The following is an 18,691-nucleotide window of genomic DNA, read 5'->3' as shown; positions in this document are numbered from 1 at the left end:
GCGGCCTGGGCGGCGGCGACCTCGGCCCGGCGCTGACGATCCCAGGCCAGGTAGGCGTCGCGCTGGCCCTGCAGTCCGGTCACGGTGGCCCGGGCCTGGTCGAGCTGCTGCTGGGCCGAATCGCGCTGGGCCATCAGGGCATCGCGCTTCTGCGCCTGCTCGTCGAGAGCGGCCTTGGCGGCGGCGACCGCGGCTTGGGCCTGCTCGCGCTTCTGATCGGCCGCTGCCGCGGCCGTGTCGGCGGCCTTCTTGGCCTGACGGGCCGCGGAATCCTTGTTGGCCTGTTCGACCTGTGCGCGGCGCAGGCCGTCGATGGCGGCCTGCTGATTCTTCGACGCCATGCCGAGCAGATCGGCGCGGTCGAGCGCGGAGGCCGGATCGGAGCCGGCGAGATAGTTCACCATCGACGTCGAACCCGGGTGGGTGTAGGCGTCGACGGCGAATTCGTCGAACTTGCCCTGGGCCTGATCGAGCTGAGCTCCGGCGGACTGCAGGTCGCGCTGGGTGGCGGCCACCGTGGCCGCGGCCGCGTCGGCGGCGTCGCGGGCGTTCTGGAGATCGACCAGCGCCTTGTTCACGGCTTCCCGCTTGCCGGCGACCTCGGTGTCGAGCTGGGCGAGCTGCTGGTCGGCGGTGGCGACCTGATTGATCAGACCGCTGACCTGATTCACTCCCGCATCGACCTGCGCGCCCGCCGCGGCGATATCGCCGTCACTCGGATTCGGAGGTGGCGGGGGCACCGCGGCCACCAGCGGAGCGGTCACCGTCAGAGCGATCCCACATAAGAGCAACCCCACAGCGACCTTTGCGGCACCCCCGGACCGCCTCGCCGATATTCGCATAACACCTCCCTGATCCCGCTGCGGCTCCCGGCGAGCACCAGATTCGCCAGGACTGCGCTGGGCGACCGATCGAGGCGTCGCCGCACGAGCACCAACGGTCCATCTGCCCTCGAGGGACGCTGGAGGCCCATGTGACACTTCTTCCCCAAGAGTGTCACCTCGAAACCGTACGACACTTCTTTCACAGAGGAAACATCGGACGACGAATCACAGGGGAGTAATTTCCGGTTTGCTGAAAATTTGCTAACCGTGAATAGGGGTTCCGGGGACGAATCAAACCGGTCGTTCAGTTTCGTCCCGCGAATCGAGACGTATCCCTCGAATCGGGCATGACGCCGAGGTGGTGGCTAGTTTCCGGCGATCATCCGGCATCGGCTCGCGACACGCCGATGGCCGCCGGAACGCCTACCGGGACGACACCCGCGGATTCGGCGCGGCGTCGGCCGCCACCGCGACCCGCTCGCGCGCCGCGCGGCGGGACTTCAGGTAGTACAGGCCACCGATGATCAGCACGGTGCCCGCCAGCAGAACGCCCGTGATCGCCGTCCACGACACCTTCTCCGGCGTCTCCAGCCGGTCGACGAAGATCTGCGCGGCGGTCGCGGTGTGCCCGCCCTGATATTTGGCCTTGTCCTCGGCCCACTCCAGCCGCGCGCGGTTGATGGAATCGCTGTAGGTGCCGATCCAGTCGTCGCTGAACACCACGACAGTGCCGTGCTCACTCTTGCCGAGGGTGGTCGCCAGGTCGCGCAGATCCGAATCGCGGCCCGGATTTCCCTTCACGACCACGATGTTCAACTCGATGCCGTGTGCACGGGCCTGATCCGCGATCTCGGCGAGCTTGTCCTGATCCTTGGCGGGCGGCGCGGCTACGTGGTTGTCGGCCAGATCCAGCACGATGGCGTCGACGTCGGTATCCGGCGGTAGCTCCGCGGCCATAGGGGTGAAAACCGAGGCATACGAGACGGTCATCTTCCATCCGGTCTTGTCGAGCCGCCGACTCCAGCGACGGACGTCCAACACATTCACGAGATCAACACACACACCTGGCCGGCACACCGGAGGCGACGACTCCGACGGGGCCTTCGAGCACAGTACGCGACGGGGGGATCATGGATGGCGGCACGCCGCGCCGTACGTGCCCCGCATGCTTCATAGGACAAGCGTACTGTTAGAGTTCGGAAGTACGAGGCGCGCAGCCCGAAACGCGTCCTCGGCGACAGCCGCCGGCGCAGCCCCGCCGGTGGCCACCCACGGGGCCCGCACGCGCCCCGATCGGAACACCGACGAGTGGAGCTGAACGTATGACAAGTATCGATACATTCGGCGCCAAGGGCACCCTCGAGGTCGGAAGCAACTCCTACGAGATCTTCCGTCTCTCGGCCGTGCCCGGCACCGAGAAGCTGCCCTACGCCCTGAAGGTCCTGGCGGAGAACCTGCTCCGCACCGAGGACGGCGCCAACATCACCGCCGACCACATCCGCGCCATCGCCAACTGGGATCCGTCGGCGGAGCCGAGTATCGAGATCCAGTTCACCCCCGCCCGCGTGATCATGCAGGACTTCACCGGCGTGCCGTGTGTGGTCGACCTGGCCACCATGCGTGAGGCCGTCACCGCGCTCGGTGGCGACCCGAACAAGGTCAACCCGCTCTCCCCCGCCGACATGGTCATCGACCACTCGGTCATCCTCGACGTCTTCGGCCGCGCCGACGCCCTCGAGCGCAACGTCGACCTCGAGTACCAGCGCAACGGCGAGCGCTACCAGTTCCTGCGCTGGGGCCAGGGCGCGTTCGACGACTTCAAGGTCGTCCCCCCGGGCACCGGCATCGTGCACCAGGTCAACATCGAATACCTGGCCCCGACCGTCATGACCCGCAACGGCCAGGCCTACCCGGACACCTGCGTCGGCACCGACTCGCACACCACGATGGTCAACGGCCTGGGCGTGCTGGGCTGGGGCGTCGGCGGTATCGAGGCCGAGGCCGCGATGCTGGGCCAGCCGGTCTCGATGCTCATTCCGCGGGTCGTCGGCTTCAAGCTCACCGGTGAGATCCAGCCGGGCGTGACCGCCACCGACGTCGTGCTCACCGTCACCGACATGCTGCGCAAGCACGGTGTGGTCGGCAAGTTCGTCGAGTTCTACGGCGCCGGTGTGGCCGAGGTGCCGCTGGCCAACCGCGCCACCCTGGGCAACATGAGCCCCGAATTCGGCTCCACCGCGGCGATCTTCCCGATCGACGAGGAGACCATCAACTACCTGCGTTTGACCGGCCGCTCCGACGAGCAGCTGGCCCTGGTCGAGGCCTACGCCAAGGAACAGGGCATGTGGCACGACGCCGCGCACGAGCCCGCCTACTCGGAGTACCTCGAGCTCGACCTGAGCACCGTGGTGCCCTCGATCGCCGGTCCGAAGCGCCCGCAGGACCGCATCCTGCTCAGCGAGTCGAAGGCCGCGTTCCGCTCCGACATCACCGACTACGTCACCGGTGACTACACCGCGCTCGACGAGGGCGTCGAGGAGACCTTCCCCGCCTCGGATCCGGTCTCGGTGTCGGCCGGCGCGGGCACGGAGAGCTACACCCCGGCCCACTCGGCGGCCAACGGTGCCGAGGGGCGTCCGTCCAAGCCGGTTAAGGTGGTTTCCGAGGATCGCGGCGAGTTCATCCTCGATCACGGCGCGGTCGTGGTCGCGGGTATCACCTCCTGCACCAACACCTCCAACCCGTCGGTCATGATCGGCGCGGCGCTGCTGGCCCGCAACGCGGTGGAGAAGGGCCTGTCCAGCAAGCCGTGGGTCAAGACCAACATGGCCCCGGGTTCGCAGGTCGTCTCCGACTACTACGAGAAGGCCGGCCTGTGGCCCTACCTGGAGAAGCTGGGCTTCTACCTGGGTGGCTACGGCTGCACCACCTGCATCGGCAACACCGGCCCGCTGCCGGAGGAGATCTCCAAGGCCGTCAACGACAACGACCTGTCGGTGACCGCGGTGCTGTCCGGCAACCGCAACTTCGAAGGCCGCATCTCCCCCGACGTGAAGATGAACTACCTGGCCTCGCCGCCGCTGGTCATCGCCTACGCGCTCGCGGGCACGATGGACTTCGACTTCGAGAAGGACGCGCTGGGTCAGGACACCGACGGCAAGGACGTGTTCCTGCGCGACATCTGGCCCTCGGCCCAGGAGATCGACGACACCATCAAGTCGGCGATCAGCCAGGACATGTTCCGCAAGTCCTACGCCGACGTCTTCAAGGGCGACGAGCGCTGGCGCAACCTCGACACTCCGTCCGGTGACACCTTCGCCTGGGACGAGAACTCCACCTACGTCCGCAAGGCGCCGTACTTCGACGGGATGGAACTCGAGCCGGCTCCGGTCGAGGACATCAAGGGCGCCCGCGTGCTGGCCCTGCTGGGTGATTCGGTCACCACCGACCACATCTCCCCGGCCGGTCCGATCAAGCCGGGCACCCCGGCCGCGCAGTACCTCGACTCGCACGGCGTCCAGCGCAAGGACTACAACTCCCTGGGCTCGCGGCGCGGTAACCACGAGGTCATGATCCGTGGCACCTTCGCCAACATCCGGCTGCGCAACCAGCTGCTCGATGACGTCTCGGGTGGTTACACCCGCGACTTCACCCAGGAGGGCGGCCCGCAGGCGTTCATCTACGACGCCTCGCAGAACTACCAGAAGGCCGGCATTCCGCTGGTCGTGCTGGGCGGTAAGGAGTACGGCTCGGGTTCCTCGCGCGACTGGGCGGCCAAGGGCACCCGTCTGCTGGGCGTCAAGGCCGTCATCACCGAGTCGTTCGAGCGCATCCACCGCTCCAACCTGATCGGCATGGGCGTGATCCCGCTGCAGTTCCCGGCGGGTGAGTCGGCCGCGTCGCTGGGCCTGGACGGCACCGAGGTGTTCGACATCGAGGGCATCACCAAGCTCAACGAGGGCACCACGCCGAAGACCCTGAAGGTCACCGCGACCAAGGAGAACGGCGAGAAGGTCACCTTCGACGCGGTCGTGCGCATCGACACCCCCGGTGAAGCCGACTACTACCGTAACGGCGGCATCCTGCAGTTCGTGCTGCGCAACATGATTCGCGGCTGATATCCCGCATCCGCGCTGCGTCGTGCCGCGCCCGGCGTCCGTTCGGCTCGCCGGGCCGGCACGAACAGCGTTGCGCCGCTGCAGGATCTACGCGTTCATGCTCGTACTGTGAGAACCCCCGCGCCGGATCGTCCCGGCGCGGGGGTCCGTGCATTCCCCGCTGGAGGAGCCCATGCCCAAGGTCAGTGACGATCACCTCGCCGCCCGGCGCAGCCAGATTCTGGACGGGGCGCGGCGGTGTTTCGCCGAATTCGGGTACGAGGGTGCGACCGTCCGCCGCCTGGAAGAGGCGATCGGGCTGTCCCGCGGCGCGATCTTCCATCATTTCCGGGACAAGGACGCCCTGTTCCTGGCACTGGCCCAGGAGGATGCCGAACGGATGGCCGAGGTCGCGGCCAACGAGGGCATCGTGCAGGTCATGCGGGAGATGCTCGACAATCCCGCGCAGTACAACTGGCTGGGCACCCGCCTCGAGATCGCCCGGCGACTGCGCACCGATCCCGAGTTCGCCGCCGGCTGGACCCAGCGTTCGGCCGAGCTGACCGCGGCCACCCTGGCCCGCCTCGAACGCCGCAAGGCGGCCGGCGCGCTGCGCGACGACGTCCCCACCGACGTGCTGCTCGGCTATCTCGATCTCGTCCTCGACGGCCTCATCGCCCGCATCGCCTCCGGTCATGTCAACGAAAACCTCACGGCCGTACTCGATCTCGTGGAGGCGTCGGTTCGCCGCCGGGAGTGAGCCGGCCGCGACAACCGTCCGTGCCCCGGCCGGATTCGCCGTACCATGTGCTGATGATCATGGGGCGGGGACGACGACACGGATCGGCCGGCGGTGCGCCGCGTACCTCCTTGCGGCGTGCGGCGACCCTGCTGTCGATCGCCGTGCTGGCCGCCGCGTGCGGCGGTGGCGCCTCACCGCAGGACCCGTATCTCTGGCTCGAAGAACTCGACAGTCCGCGCGTGCAGGCGTGGGTCGGCGAAGGGAACCGCCGGACCCTCGACGTGCTCGAACACGATCCGCGCTACGCCGACAATCTCGCGCAGGCGACGGCGCTGGCGAAGACGTCCGACCGGATCCCGATGCCGCGCTTCGAGGACGGCACCGTCGAGAACTTCTGGCAGGACGGTGACCACAAACGCGGCATCTGGCGCGAGACGACAACCGCCGATTACGAAGCGCCGCAACCGGCCTGGACCACCCTGCTCGACCTCGACGAGCTGTCACGAGCCGAAGGGAAGAACTGGGTCTGGCGAGGCGCCGACTGCGATCCGGTCACCCATCGCCGGTGCCTGATCAGTTTGTCCGACGGCGGCGAGGACGCCGTGTCGGTCCGCGAATTCGACCGGGGCACACGGCAGTTCGTGCCGGGCGGATTCGTGGTGCCGCGAGGCAAGGTGGACCTCACGTTCAGCGACGAGAATACGGTGCTCATCGCGCGGGAATGGCAGCCTGGCGAGACGACGGCCTCCGGATACCCGTATGTCGTCCGGCAGTGGCGCCGCGGCCAACCCCTGGACGCCGCGACCGAACTCGCGCGGGGCGAGCGGACCGATCAGCTGTCGACCACGCCGGTAGTGCTGGACAACGGCGCCGGCCGCCGGCTCGATCTCGTCGTACGCGGGCGCACCTTCTTCGAACACGACGTCGAACTGCTCACCGCGACCGGCCCCGCGCCGACCGCGCTCCCGGCGAAGTCGGACCTCGCGGGTTTCGTCGGCAATCACATCCTGGTGTCGCTCCAGCAGGACTGGGCGGTCGGCGCGACGACCTATCCGTCGGGTGCGCTGGTGTCGGTGGATGCCGACCGGCTGATCGCCGATCCGGCCCGGCCGCAGGTGACACCGGTCTATGTCCCCGGTCCGTCGGAGAGTCTGAGTGGTGTGCAGACCACGCGCGACCACGCGGTGGTCACCTCGCTGAACGACGTGCGCGGTCGCGCCACGGTCTACACCCCGCGTCCGGACGGGAGCTGGTCGCCGACTCCGGTGCCGTTGCCCGACAACGCGACCGTCGACACCGTCACCGCCGATCCGACGGGCGATCGCGCCTATCTCTCGGTGACCTCGTTCCTCGTGCCGACCACACTGTGGAGTGTGGACACCGCCGCCGGCACGGCCCGGCAGGTGAAAAGCACACCGCCGCAGTTCGATTCGTCGCGTTACGTGGTCGAGCAGCGCAAAGCCACCTCGGCCGACGGCACCGCCGTGCCGTATTTCGTGGTCCACGCCGCCGCTATGGCGTTCGACGGCTCGAACCCCACCCTGATGTACGCCTACGGTGGTTTCGGCGTGTCGCAGACTCCGTCCTATCAGGGACTGCTCGGCCGGCTCTGGCTCGATCACGGCGGCGTCTTCGTCCTGGCGAACATCCGCGGCGGCGGTGAGTTCGGGCCTGCCTGGCACGAGACCGCGCGCACGACCGGCCGGCAGCGGGCGTTCGACGATTTCGCGGCCGTCGGCAAGGATCTGGTAGCCCGCGGCGTGACCAGCGCGCGGCGGCTCGGCATCCAGGGCGGCTCGAACGGCGGCCTGCTCATGGGTGTCGAATTCGTCCAGCATCCGGAGATGTGGAACGCCGTCGACATCCAGGTGCCGCTGCTGGACATGATGCGCTACGAGAAGATCGCCGCGGGCGCCTCCTGGGTCGACGAGTACGGCAGCGTCGACGATCCCACTCAGCGGGCGTTTCTCGAATCCATCTCGCCGTACGGGCAATTGCGACGCGGCACGCACTATCCGGAACCGTTCGTCTGGACCACGACCAAGGATGACCGGGTGGGCCCGCAGCACGCCCGCAAATTCGCCGCGCGGCTGGCCGAATTCGGCGATCCGTATCTGTTCTACGAGGCGGGCGAGGGCGGCCACGGTGCGGGCGCCGATCGCGAGGAGCAGGCCCACACCAGCGCGCTCGAGTACACGTATCTGATGCGGCGACTCATGTAGCCGCCGCCCGGACGGTGACCGATCCCACGCTCGATCCGGAAATACCGGGAACACGGCACCCGTTCGCCTCGGATATGACCTTCTCTGTGCCCGTCACCGTCCGCGGTTACGAACTCGACGTCAACGGCCATCTCAACCAGGCCGTGTACCACCAGTACGCCGAGCACGCCCGCTGGGAGGTGCTGCGCGCGGCCGGTCTGGTCCCGGACAAGATGCGGCTGTCCGGACTCGGTCCGGTGGTTCTGGAATCCACCGTCAAGTATCGGCGGGAGCTGCATCTGGGCGACGAGATCACCGTGACCTGCGAATGCCGCTGGGGAGAGGGCAAGGCGTTCTGGATGGATCAGCAGATCCGCAAGTTGGACGGGACCGTCTCCGCGGAATTCTCCGTCGTGCTCGGGCTGATGGATCTGGACGCGCGCAAACTCGTGTCGAACCCGGGTAAACGCTTCCTCGAGCTTGCCGAATCCCCCGATGTGCTCGGCCTGTGACCCGTTGACAGCTCAACCGAATAGCTTTCGGCGATAGTGTTTTCCGCGCCCGGGCCGGGGCACCGAGTTTGCACCGGAAATCTTTCGTTGCGAACCGGCCCGGCACCGCGGCGGGCTATGATCCAGATCACGCTCGACTTCCGGGGCAAATTGCGAGCAGATCGGAGTCCAGCCCATGAACGATGCCCGCCGCCAGGTACCCGAACGTACCCGGCCGCGCCCGCTACCCCGTCACCCGGCGCCACCGCTGTCCGGTCGCCTGGTCGCCGAATCTCGCGACACCATCAGCGTCCGCGTCGCCGAGGGAATCTGGACTCTCCACCGCGACGACGTCCTCCAGCTGCGCGACGGATCCCCGGACGCCGGCACCGGCGCCGCGGAACGCCCCGTGCTCGTGTGGATACGGCCCGGCGCCACAGCCGATTTCACGCAGCAGCGCCGCATTCAGCTCACCGAACGCCCGCTGACGCTACCGCCTCGTCCCAGCCCCGCCGTCGGTGACGATCTGCTGGCCCGGCTGACCGACCAGTGGGCCCGGCGGCTCGACGTCACGCCCGCCCCGGGCGCCGCCGGTGCGACGGTGAGCTACAGCCAGACTCGCAGCGGCGGTGGCAGCGACGACGGCACCGCCTGCGACAGCCTGGACTGAGGGGCCGTTCGATGAGTGCCCGCTCGCCGGGTGCCGTGCTGATCGTCGCGGAGACCGGCGATCTACACGCCGACGCGATGGCCTCGATGCTGCGGAATATGTACCGGCTCATACCGATTCGCCTGGATATGCGCGATTTTCCGCGCGAATGCGGCAGTTTCCGGCTCGACCGGGCCGGCGCCGCTCGCTCGATGTCGCATATCGCCGGTCTCGACGACGTGACTGCCGTCTGGTGGCGTCGCCCCCGTCCGTGCCAGGTGCCCGGTGGTTTCCTGGACGGCGACGACGATTTCCGCCAGGCCGAATGCGACGGATTCCTGCAGGGCCTGCTCTGGTCGATACCGGCGGTCTGGGTCAACGATCCCGGCGCCGACCGCACCGCCACCCGCAAGATCGTGCAACTCGACACCGCCCGGCGCAGCGGTTTCGCGATCCCGGAAACGCTGATCACCAACGATCCCGACGAGGCCCGCAGTTTCGTCGATTCCCGCGGCGGGTCGGTGATCTACAAGCGGACCGGCACCGGCCGCTCCGAATTCTCCGAAACCCGCATCGTGAGCAGCGAGGATCTCGGCCGGTTCGACACCATCCGCTCGGCGCCGACCACCTTCCAGGACTATGTCGAAGCCGAATGCGATCTGCGGGTGGTGTGGATCGACGGCGTCGAATGGGCAGTGCGGATCGACTCGCAATCCGGTGTGGGATGGGTGGATTCGCGCCTGGACACCTCGGTGGCCTTCACGCCCGAGCGGCTGCCGGCCTCGGTGAGCAAGTCGCTGACCACGCTGATGGGTGCGCTCGGACTGGTCTTCGGCGTGCTCGACATCAGACTCGGACTCGACGGCGAGTACTACTTCCTCGAGGTGAATCCGCAGGGGCAGTTCGCGTATCTGGAGATCAAGACGGGGCTGCCGATCTTCGCCAGTCTCGCCCAGTTCCTCGTCCACGGTGAGGCGATGGTCTCCGGCTGAGCCGGTGTCATGGCCGGTCCAGCTCGGCTAGCAGCAGCCGCGCGATCCGGTCCAGTTCGGCGCGGTCGCGCACCGACAACCCGGACAGCAGGCGGGTCTCGTTTTCGGTGTGCGCCGTCACGACCTCGTCGACGCGGGCGCGGCCGGCCTCGGTCAGCGCGACCCGGACCGCGCGGCGGTCGGCGGGATCGGCGATACGACGCACCAGTCCGGCCGATTCCAGGCGGTCCAGGCGGCCCGTCATACCGGCGCGCGACAACATCAGGGTGTCGGCCAGGACCGACGGGGTGAGTTCGAACGGTGCACCCGAACGGCGAAGTGCCGCAAGCACATCAAACTCACCGCGTTGCAGCCCGTGCGCGGTGAACACCGCGTCGATCGCGCGCTCGGCGAGGACGTACAGGCGGCCGAGGCGGCCGAGCACCGCCATCGCCGCGAGATCCAGGTCGGGGCGTTCCCGCTCCCACTGCGCCACGATCGCATCCACCGCATCGGTCTGTCGTCCAGCCATGGACACATACTATTCGACAGGATATAGTTCGGTAGCGAACTATCCGATAGCGAACTACTTGGGAGATCCGATGACCACCGCACCCCGCATTCCCGCCGCCGTCGTCCAGCCCGCCGAGGCCGAGGTGCGCGCGACCGACGCTGTGACCATGCGGCTGCTGCTGGATTCCGACCGCACCGGCGGCAGCGTCAGCACGCTCGAGGTCACGATGGCCCCCGGCGCCGACGGGGCGACTCCGCACTACCACACGCTGTCCGACGAGCTGTTCTACGTCGCCGAGGGCGAATTGCAGGTGCTCGCGGGCGAGCAGATCACGACGGTCGCCGCGGGTGGCGCGATCACGGTGCCGCGGTTCATGCCGCACGCCTTCGGCGCCGCCCCGGGTTCACCGGCGCGGATCCTCATCGCGCTGACCCCGGCCGTGCAGCGCTTCGGCTACTTCCGGCTGCTCGAGCGGGTGGCCTCCGGCGAGGCCACCCTCGCCGAACTCGCCGCCACCCAGGACGAATACGACAACCACTTCGTCGACGCGCCGCAGTGGTGGGCCGAACGCAACGCCCACCGCGCGTGAACTCCGGCGGAGCGGCAGAAGACGCCGACGACCGCGGAAGCCGATCGGCCGCTTCGGGCGAGTGGGCGGGTCAGGCCTTGCTGACCGCTTTGCGCCGGTTGGCACCACCACGGCTGCGGAGTTGCACATGCGACTCCACGAGCACGTTGTGTATGAATCCGTACGAGCGGCCGGTCTCCCGCGCCAGCGAACGAATGCTGGCGCCCGCCTCGTATTGCTTCTTGAGCTGGGTCTGCAGCCGGTCGCGCGACTTGCCCGTGACGCGCGTGCCCTTACCCAACATCGACTTCCCCTGTGCGGGCCTGTCACTCATGGCTTCCTCCGGTCGCCGTGCAGCCTCACTCCAGGCTAGACACTCGATCCGCAGTGATCAACGCCTCACTGTGATGAAACTCACCGATTGCGAGGATCTTTCGGCGTGTCTCGGCGCGTCGCAGGAAGCATTCGCCACGCTCAGGCCAGCTGAATCAGCTCCAGGTAGTCCTGCGACCAGTGGTCCTCGGTGCCGTCGGGCAGCATGATCACCCGTTCCGGGTTCAGGGCCTCGGCCGCACCCGGGTCGTGGGTGACCAGAACGACGGCGCCCGCGTAGCTGCGCAGCGCGTCGAGGACCTGTTCGCGCGAGACCGGATCGAGGTTGTTGGTGGGCTCGTCGAGCAGCAGCACGTTGGCCGCCGAGGACACCAGGCCGGCCAGCGCGAGCCGGGTCTTCTCACCGCCGGACAGGGTGCCGGCGGGCTGTTCCAGCTGCGGACCGGTGAACATGAACGCGCCCAGCAGCCCGCGCAGGTCCTGCTCCCCCGCATCCGGTGCGGCGTGGCGGATGTTCTCCCAGACGGTCGCGTTGTCGTCGAGGGTGTCGTGCTCCTGCGCGAAATAGCCGATGCGCAGGCCGCGTCCCGGATCGATCTGCCCGGCGGTCAGCGGCTCGACCCCGGCGAGCAGACGCAGCATGGTCGTTTTGCCCGCGCCGTTGAGGCCGAGGATCACGACCCGGCTGCCCTTGTCGATGGCCAGGTTCACGCCGGTGAAGATCTCCAGCGACCCGTAGAGCTTGGTGAGGTTGGTGGCCATCAGCGGCGTCTTGCCGCAGGGAGCGGGTTCGGGGAACTTGATGCGGGCCACCTTGTCGGCCACGCGCACGTCGTCGAGTTCGGACAGCATGCGCTCGGCGCGCTTGACCATCTGGTGTGCCGCAGCGGCTTTCGTCGCTTTGGCACCGAGTTTGGCCGCCTGCTGCTTGAGCGCGGAGGCCTTCTTCTCCGCGTTGGCGCGCTCGCGGACGCGGCGCTGTTCGTCGGTGGCGCGGGCGTCGAGATACTTCTTCCAGCCCATGTTGTAGATGTCGGCCTCACCACGCACGGCGTCGAGAAACCACACCTTGTTCACCACGTCGGCGAGCAGGTCGACGTCGTGGGAGATGACGATCAGGCCACCGTCGTGGTTCTGCAGGAAGCCCCGCAGCCAGGTGATGGAGTCGGCGTCGAGGTGGTTGGTGGGCTCGTCGAGCAGCAGCGTCGTATCGGATTTACCGCCGGAGCCGTCGGAGGCGGAGAACAGGATGCGCGCCAGCTCGATGCGACGGCGCTGACCGCCCGACAGCGTGCGCAGGGCCTGGCCCAGCACCCGATCCGGCAGACCGAGGCTGTGGCAGATCCGGGCGGCCTCGCTCTCGGCGACGTAGCCGCCCAGTGCCGAGAATCGTTCCTCGAGCCGGCCGTACTTTCGCACCGCCTTCTCGCGTTCGGCGTCGTCGACGACCTCGGCCATCAGTGCCTGCTGCTTCTCCATATCGCGGATCAGCTTGTCGAGTCCCCGCGCCGAGAGCACGCGGTCGCGCGCCAGCACATCGAGATTTCCCTCACGCGGATCCTGCGGCAGATAGCCGATTTCACCCGAGCGAATCACCTTGCCGGCGTAGGGTTCTCCCTCACCGGCCAGAATGCGCAGGGTGGTGGTCTTGCCCGCGCCGTTGCGGCCGACGAGACCGATCCGATCACCGGCCTGCACCCGCAGCGCCGACCCCGGCGCGGTGAGCAGGGTGCGGATTCCGGCCCGGACCTCCAGGTCGGTCGCGGTGATCACAACAGTCTCCTAGCACGGTAAGGGGGCAAACGGTTCGATTGTGCATCCCTCGGACACACCAGAACCACCCATTTTACCGGCCGTCGACGGTCACTCGGCCACCACCCGCAGCGTGCGCAAGCTCGGATCGGCCGGATCGGGCACATTCATCCCGTTCTCGACTCCGGATCGCAGGTAGTCCACGACCGCGGCGTCGACCAGTTCCCCGGGCACGATCACCGGGATACCCGGTGGATACGGCGTGACCTCGCCGAGTTGGTGGTATTGGGCCAGTGCGTCCAGCACGGGGGCCCGTGAGTGATCCATCCGATTCGCCTCTCCTCGGTACCGATGGTGATCGCGTACCGCTCAGCGCAGGGCCGGCAGTACTTCCTTCTCGTATGCGGTGAAGAAGCCCTCCAGATCCGGCCCGATCTGGCCGACGTAGACCTCGTCCGCGCCCGCGTCCACACAGGTGCGCAACTGGTCGATGTGGCGTTGCGGGTCCGGCCCGGCGGCGAAGTGCTGCCGCGACGCCTCGCGGTCGAGCAACGACATCGCGTCCTCGAAATCGGCGGGGCGTGGCAGGGTCTGGCCCAGCTGACCGGGCAGCAGTTCGTTGGACCACAGCCGGTGGGCGGCGTCGACGCCGGACTCCTCGTCGGCCGCCCAGCTCACCTTGGTGCCCATCTGCACCGGTTTGGCGCCACCCCCGCTGTCGCGGAACAGGTCGACCAGCTCGGCGTCGGGCATGCTCGTGCAGTAGCCGTCGCCGATGCGCGCCGCCAATTCCGTTGCCTGCGGGCCGAATCCGGATACATAGATCGGCACGGGCTGTTCGGGCAACGTGTAGATCCGCGCCTCCTGCACCGTGTAGTGCTCGCCGCGATAGGTCACCACGTCACCGCGGTGCAGGCGGCGGATCAGGTCCACGGCTTCGGCCAGCATCCGCAGCCGCTCCCCCGGTGGCGGCCACGGATCGCCGAAGATGTGTTCGTTGAGCGCTTCGCCGCTGCCGACGCCGAGCACGAAGCGGCCGTCGAGCTGCACGGCCGCGGTGGCCGCTGCCTGGGCGATGATCGCGGGATGGATGCGCACCGTCGGACAGGTCACGGCCGTGGTGATCGGGAGCGATGTGGCCTGCGACAGCGCGCCGATCGTGCCCCAGACGAACGGGCTGTGGCCCTGGGCGTCGTTCCACGGATGAAAGTGATCGGAGATCCACAGCCGCTCGAAACCCGCCTGTTCCGCGCGCTGGGCCTGTTCGACGAGTTCTTTCGGTCCGAACTGTTCGCTGGCGAGAAAATATCCGATGGCTGCCATATCCGGCGGTTACCCAGCAGCCGCACCGGTATTCGGCCACCCGGGCGCACCCCGTCACCGCCGGCCGGCGCCGCCGACCGAAAATTTTCCGGCCGAGTCCGCGAGCCGCATACCGTGCCCGGCGGCCCGGCCGGTCGCGAGTACACCGTCGCGGACCTCGGGCACGCCGTCGACCAGCAGTGGCTCCAGCCGGGCGTGGTCGATGAACCATTCCACGTGCCGCAGATGGGCGAACGACGACACGATCGGTGCGTGCAGCGAAGGCGCGCAGTGGGCGGAGATGTCCAGGCCGTGCGCGGCGGCGAGGGCGGCGCATTCCAGGAAGCCGCTGTAGCCGCCGCAGCGGGTCACATCGAGTTGCAGGCAGTCCACCGAGCCGATCAGCGCGGCCGCGTCGTAGTGGCGGTAGACGTATTCGCCGGCGGTCACATCGCAGCGCAGCGCCGCCCGCAGCAACGCCAGCCCGGGCGGATCGTCGCTGGTGACGGGCTCTTCGAACCAGATCACGCCGTGCCGGTCGAGGTCGGCGCCGACCCGGCGGGCCAGAGCGGCGGAGTAGGCGCCGTTCGCGTCGACCATCAGGCGGGCGCGGTCGCCGAGCAGCCCGTTCGCGAAAGACACCCGCTCGAGGTCCCGCTCGGTCCGCTCGCCACGATCCTCCCCGATCTTGATCTTGACGCACCGGCACCCCGCCGACAGCCAGCCGTCGATCTGCTCGCCCAGCTCGTCATTGGTCAGGGTGGTGAATCCGCCCGAGCCGTAGACCGGTGTCGCCGGGCGCACCGCACCGAACAGCCGGCTCAGCGGCACCCCGAGCAGGCGCGCCTTCAGGTCCCACAAGGCGATGTCGACGGCGCTGAGCGCATGTGCGACGACGGCGGCGGTGCCCAGATTCCGGCAGGCGCGCTGCATCCGGATCCGGCAGTCGCCGATATCGAGCGACGAACGCCCGGCCAGGACCGGGGCCAGCACCTCGCGCACGATCGCCGCGGTGGCGCCGCCGCTGTAGGTCCACCCCAGCCCGGTCTGCCCGCCCGCGTCGATCTCGACGGTCACCGCGGTGGTCGCCTCCCATTCGAGGGTGCCGTCGGCTTCCGGCTCCGGCGTCGGAAACCGGTAGACCCCGACCCGGACCGACTCGTCGATGGTCGCCGCACTCATCCCTGGCCCTTCGCCGCCAGCGCCGCCGCCAGCAGTTCGACCGCGTGGCGCGGATCGGCGTCCGGTTGCAGCTGCCGGATCTGGGTCCGGCAGCTGAATCCGTCGGCGAGCACCACGGTGCCCGGATCACGCTCGCGCACCGCCGGCATCAGCTTGTCCTCGGCGCAGGCCACCGAGACGTCGTAGTGGCCGCGTTCGAAGCCGAAATTGCCTGCCAGACCGCAACATCCGGCATCAAGGACCTGCACGTCGGCGCCGGTCGAGGACAGCAGTTCGCGATCGGTGTCGTAGTGCATGATCGCGTGGTGGTGGCAGTGCGGCTGCACCATGGCCGCGGTGTCGACGTGGGGCGGATTCCAGTCCGGCGCCCGCTCGGCCAGCAGTTCGGCGAGCGTGTAGGTCTGTTTCGACAGCCGATCGGCGTCCTGGTCGCCGTAGAGCAGTTCGGGCAGATCGGCCCGGAACACGGCCGCGCAGCTGGGTTCGAGGACGACGATCGGCGTGCTGTCGCGCAACTGCGGCGCCAGCACCCGCAACGTGCGACGCAGCACGCGTTTGGCGGTGGGCAGCTGGCCGGTGGAAATCCAGGTCAGACCGCAGCAGACGGTGCGCTCGGGCACGATCACGGAGAAGCCCGCGGCCTCGAGCACCGTCACCGCGGCTTCGGCGATTCCGGGTTCGAAATTGTTGGTGAAGGTATCGGGCCACAGCAGCACCGTGCCGCGCTCGCCGGTGGTGGAGCTCGTGTGGTTGCGGAAGGTGCGAGTGAACCGGCTGCGCGCGAAGCGGGGCATTTCCCGTTCCTGCGCGATGCCGCCCGCGGCCGAGACCAGGCGCCGCAGACCCGGGGTGTGGGTCACGGCGTTGGCGAGCGGAGCCATCGAGGTGCCGAGCCGGGCCCACAGCGGAATCCAGCCCATCGAATAGTGGGCCATCGGCCGGACCCGGTGTTCGTAGTGGTGGGACAGGAATTCGGCCTTGTAGGTGGCCATATCGACATCGACCGGGCAATCGCTGCGACACCCCTTGCACGCCAGGCACAGATCGAGCGCGTCGCGGACCTCGGTGGATCGCCAGCCGTCGGTGATCGCCTCGCCCTGCAGCATTTCGAACAGCAGCCGGGCCCGCCCGCGAGTGGAATGCTCCTCCTCCCGCGTCGCGCGGTAGCTGGGGCACATGACCCCGCTGCTCTCGCCGCGGCATTTGCCGACACCCACGCAGCGTCCGGCCGCCTCGCTGAAGCGGTGATCGTCGTCGGGAAAGGCGAAGTGCGTCACCGGTTCCCACGGCCGGTAGTCGCTACCCTGGCGCAGATCCGAATCCAGTCGATGCGGCTGGACGATCTTGCCGGGGTTCATCCGGTTGCGCGGATCGAACAGCGCCTTCACCTCACCGAAGGCGCGAACCACCTTGTCGCCGAACATGATCGGCAACAGTTCGGCGCGCGACTGGCCGTCGCCGTGCTCGCCGGACAGCGACCCGCCGTAGCTGCTCACCAGGCGTGCGGCCCGTTCGACGAAGCGCCGGTAGTGCGCGATCCCGTCGGCGGTGCGCAGGTCGAACGGGATGCGGGTGTGCACACAGCCGTGACCGAAATGCCCGTAGAGCGAACTGGATTCGTAGTCGAATTCCTCGAGCAGCGCGTCGAAGTCGCGCAGATAGTCGCCGAGCCGCTCGGGCGGGACCGCGGCGTCCTCCCATCCCTCGTGCGTTTCCGGGCCGTCGGGCGGATAGGCGGTGGCGCCGAGTCCGGCCTCGCGGGCGGCCCACACCTCGGCCTCGCGGTCGGGATCGTCCAGGATGGTGGAGCTCGCGCCGGTGGCGCGTTCGAGATCGGCGATCATCTTCTTCGCCCGCGCGTCGGCCTGCTTCTGGTCGTCGCCGTCGAATTGCACCATCAGCCAAGCCTTCCCGTCGGGCAACTGGGAGATGGCCTTCGCCGCCAGATGTTGGCTGTGCTCCAGTTGGACCAGGCGATGGTCGAGGCCCTCGAGGGCGGCGGGGTCGTGCGGCAGGATGCGGGAGACCGCGTCGGCGGCGTGATAGACGTCGGGGAAGCCGAGCACGACCATCGCCTTGGCGGCCGGCACCCGGACCAGCTCGATCTCCGCGCGCAGCACGGTCACCAGTGTGCTTTCGCTGCCGACGAGGAACTTCGCGATATCGAATCCTCGCTCCGGCAGCAGCGCGTCCAGGTTGTATCCGGAGACCCTGCGGGGAATGTCCGGATACGCGGCGCGGATGTCGTCGGCGTAGCGGTCCCGGATCTCCCGCAGCCGGCGGACCAGCTCGTCGGCCTCCGGATTCGCGCCCGGGATCGGGTCCTCGGCACCCACCCAGGCCCGCAATCCGTCGTAGGTGAGGATCTCGAGCCGGCGCACGGAGTCGACCATTTTTCCGTAGGCCTGTGCCGTGGCACCGCACGAGTTGTTGCCGATCATTCCGCCGATCGTGCAACTGACGTGAGTCGACGGCTTGGGGCCGACCATCAGCCCGGACGACTTCAACTGCTGATTGAGCGGATCGAGCGCGATCCCCGGTTCCACCACGGCGGTGCGCGTTTCAGGGTCGACGCCGAGCAGCCGATGGCAGTATTTGGTCCAGTCGATCACGACCGCGGTATTGCAGCTCTGCCCGGCGAGGCTCGTGCCACCGCCACGGGAGAGCAAGGGGACGTCGTGGTCGCGACAGATTCCGACCGCGATCGCGGCGGCCTCCGGTGTGTGCGGAACAACCACGCCCAGTGGCAGAGCGCGATAGTTCGAGGCGTCGGTGGAATAGGTGGCGCGACTACCCGAATCGAAACGGACCTCCCCGTCGACCGCCTCCTTCAGGGCGGTTTCGAGTGCCTGCAGCGGCCATCGGTCTCGATTCGAGCCGCGGTGCGGGCGGGCCGCGCGATCCGAAATCGTCATTCGTGCACCCCTGTCATGGTCGGCCGGATGTGGTGCGGCCGCACCTCGCCGCGGGCGGCCGGACATCGCGCGGGTACCCGGTCGACCGCAGGTCACACCCGCCGAATCGGACACGATGGCAGGCGATCCCGGCCCGAATAACAGCGCACG

The 18,691-nt window shown here is 68.3% G+C and carries 16 protein-coding genes; 7 read left to right on the top strand and 9 right to left on the bottom strand.

The annotated features are described in order from the left end of the window. The coding region (locus tag NN2_RS14700; RefSeq protein WP_369689958.1) for a coiled-coil domain-containing protein at positions 1-764 on the bottom strand (764 nt) is incomplete at its 3' end. 483 nt (positions 765-1,247) lie between these two features. Then, complete coding sequence (locus NN2_RS14695) at positions 1,248-1,871, bottom strand: Rv1476 family membrane protein (protein ID WP_245658705.1); 624 nt, start codon at positions 1,869-1,871, stop codon at positions 1,248-1,250. 275 nt (positions 1,872-2,146) lie between these two features. Between NN2_RS14695 and acnA the strand changes: the two genes are divergently transcribed. From acnA to NN2_RS14665, 6 genes are all read left to right on the top strand, one after another. Next, a complete protein-coding gene (gene acnA / locus NN2_RS14690; RefSeq protein ID WP_063013992.1) occupies positions 2,147-4,942 on the top strand; it encodes an aconitate hydratase AcnA in 2,796 nt (931 codons plus the stop codon). A gap of 172 nt (positions 4,943-5,114) precedes the next feature. Then, the gene (locus NN2_RS14685; RefSeq protein ID WP_030514537.1) at positions 5,115-5,681 is read left to right on the top strand and encodes a TetR/AcrR family transcriptional regulator; all 567 of its coding nucleotides are present in this window, start codon (positions 5,115-5,117) and stop codon (positions 5,679-5,681) included. Between the two features lie 53 nt (positions 5,682-5,734). After that, a complete protein-coding gene (locus tag NN2_RS14680; protein WP_245658704.1) occupies positions 5,735-7,885 on the top strand; it encodes a prolyl oligopeptidase family serine peptidase in 2,151 nt (716 codons plus the stop codon). Between the two features lie 86 nt (positions 7,886-7,971). Continuing rightward, positions 7,972-8,376, top strand: a complete 405-nt coding sequence (locus tag NN2_RS14675) for an acyl-CoA thioesterase (RefSeq protein WP_227462786.1) — start codon at positions 7,972-7,974, stop codon at positions 8,374-8,376. A 175-nt stretch (positions 8,377-8,551) separates the two neighbouring features. Further along, positions 8,552-9,025: a hypothetical protein gene (locus NN2_RS14670; RefSeq protein ID WP_227462785.1), complete on the top strand. Its 474-nt coding sequence runs from the start codon at positions 8,552-8,554 to the stop codon at positions 9,023-9,025. An 11-nt stretch (positions 9,026-9,036) separates the two neighbouring features. Continuing rightward, positions 9,037-9,996 (top strand): MvdC/MvdD family ATP grasp protein, encoded by a 960-nt coding sequence (locus NN2_RS14665; RefSeq protein WP_063013990.1) that lies wholly within the window; start codon positions 9,037-9,039, stop codon positions 9,994-9,996. A 7-nt stretch (positions 9,997-10,003) separates the two neighbouring features. Here NN2_RS14665 and NN2_RS14660 read toward each other — a convergent pair whose 3' ends face one another. Then, positions 10,004-10,507: a MarR family winged helix-turn-helix transcriptional regulator gene (locus NN2_RS14660; RefSeq protein ID WP_174553958.1), complete on the bottom strand. Its 504-nt coding sequence runs from the start codon at positions 10,505-10,507 to the stop codon at positions 10,004-10,006. 70 nt (positions 10,508-10,577) lie between these two features. On the opposite strand from NN2_RS14660, the gene NN2_RS14655 reads away from it, so the two are divergent. Beyond that, positions 10,578-11,078, top strand: a complete 501-nt coding sequence (locus NN2_RS14655; protein WP_030514543.1) for a cupin domain-containing protein — start codon at positions 10,578-10,580, stop codon at positions 11,076-11,078. Positions 11,079-11,148: 70 nt separating this feature from the next. Here NN2_RS14655 and NN2_RS14650 read toward each other — a convergent pair whose 3' ends face one another. The 6 genes from NN2_RS14650 to NN2_RS14625 form a co-directional block, all read right to left on the bottom strand. Further along, on the bottom strand, positions 11,149-11,391 hold the full coding sequence (locus tag NN2_RS14650; protein ID WP_051042699.1) for a helix-turn-helix domain-containing protein: 243 nt from the start codon (positions 11,389-11,391) through the stop codon (positions 11,149-11,151). Between the two features lie 140 nt (positions 11,392-11,531). Then, complete coding sequence (locus tag NN2_RS14645) at positions 11,532-13,163, bottom strand: ABC-F family ATP-binding cassette domain-containing protein (protein ID WP_063013986.1); 1,632 nt, start codon at positions 13,161-13,163, stop codon at positions 11,532-11,534. A gap of 90 nt (positions 13,164-13,253) precedes the next feature. Next, positions 13,254-13,448 (bottom strand): Orn/Lys/Arg family decarboxylase, encoded by a 195-nt coding sequence (locus NN2_RS14640; protein ID WP_281208725.1) that lies wholly within the window; start codon positions 13,446-13,448, stop codon positions 13,254-13,256. 63 nt (positions 13,449-13,511) lie between these two features. Beyond that, on the bottom strand, positions 13,512-14,465 hold the full coding sequence (locus NN2_RS14635; RefSeq protein ID WP_063013981.1) for a TIGR03557 family F420-dependent LLM class oxidoreductase: 954 nt from the start codon (positions 14,463-14,465) through the stop codon (positions 13,512-13,514). A gap of 54 nt (positions 14,466-14,519) precedes the next feature. Then, positions 14,520-15,626 carry an enolase C-terminal domain-like protein gene (locus NN2_RS14630; protein ID WP_063013978.1) on the bottom strand — a complete coding sequence of 369 codons (1,107 nt, stop codon included), beginning with the start codon at positions 15,624-15,626 and terminating at the stop codon, positions 14,520-14,522. After that, positions 15,623-18,541 carry an FAD-binding and (Fe-S)-binding domain-containing protein gene (locus NN2_RS14625; RefSeq protein WP_063013976.1) on the bottom strand — a complete coding sequence of 973 codons (2,919 nt, stop codon included), beginning with the start codon at positions 18,539-18,541 and terminating at the stop codon, positions 15,623-15,625. Before NN2_RS14625 ends, NN2_RS14630 begins: the two co-directional genes overlap by 4 nt. Positions 18,542-18,691 lie beyond the last annotated feature (150 nt).

It is taken from the genome of Nocardia nova NBRC 15556 (assembly GCF_001613005.1).
GTDB lineage: Bacteria > Actinomycetota > Actinomycetes > Mycobacteriales > Mycobacteriaceae > Nocardia > Nocardia nova.
Note: the sequence above shows the minus strand (reverse complement) of the source record. Positions and strands in the feature narration are given on the sequence as shown.

Bases quoted from the DNA above. Each gene is read 5' to 3' on its own strand.
- acnA (WP_063013992.1), top strand. From the start codon at position 2,147: ATGACAAGTATCGATACATTCGGCGCCAAGGGCACCCTCGAGGTCGGA.
- NN2_RS14685 (WP_030514537.1), top strand. From the start codon at position 5,115: ATGCCCAAGGTCAGTGACGATCACCTCGCCGCCCGGCGCAGCCAGATT.
- NN2_RS14680 (WP_245658704.1), top strand. From the start codon at position 5,735: ATGATCATGGGGCGGGGACGACGACACGGATCGGCCGGCGGTGCGCCG.
- NN2_RS14670 (WP_227462785.1), top strand. From the start codon at position 8,552: ATGAACGATGCCCGCCGCCAGGTACCCGAACGTACCCGGCCGCGCCCG.
- NN2_RS14665 (WP_063013990.1), top strand. From the start codon at position 9,037: ATGAGTGCCCGCTCGCCGGGTGCCGTGCTGATCGTCGCGGAGACCGGC.
- NN2_RS14660 (WP_174553958.1), bottom strand. From the start codon at position 10,507: ATGGCTGGACGACAGACCGATGCGGTGGATGCGATCGTGGCGCAGTGG.
- NN2_RS14655 (WP_030514543.1), top strand. From the start codon at position 10,578: ATGACCACCGCACCCCGCATTCCCGCCGCCGTCGTCCAGCCCGCCGAG.
- NN2_RS14650 (WP_051042699.1), bottom strand. From the start codon at position 11,391: ATGAGTGACAGGCCCGCACAGGGGAAGTCGATGTTGGGTAAGGGCACG.
- NN2_RS14635 (WP_063013981.1), bottom strand. From the start codon at position 14,465: ATGGCAGCCATCGGATATTTTCTCGCCAGCGAACAGTTCGGACCGAAA.
- NN2_RS14630 (WP_063013978.1), bottom strand. From the start codon at position 15,626: ATGAGTGCGGCGACCATCGACGAGTCGGTCCGGGTCGGGGTCTACCGG.
- NN2_RS14625 (WP_063013976.1), bottom strand. From the start codon at position 18,541: ATGACGATTTCGGATCGCGCGGCCCGCCCGCACCGCGGCTCGAATCGA.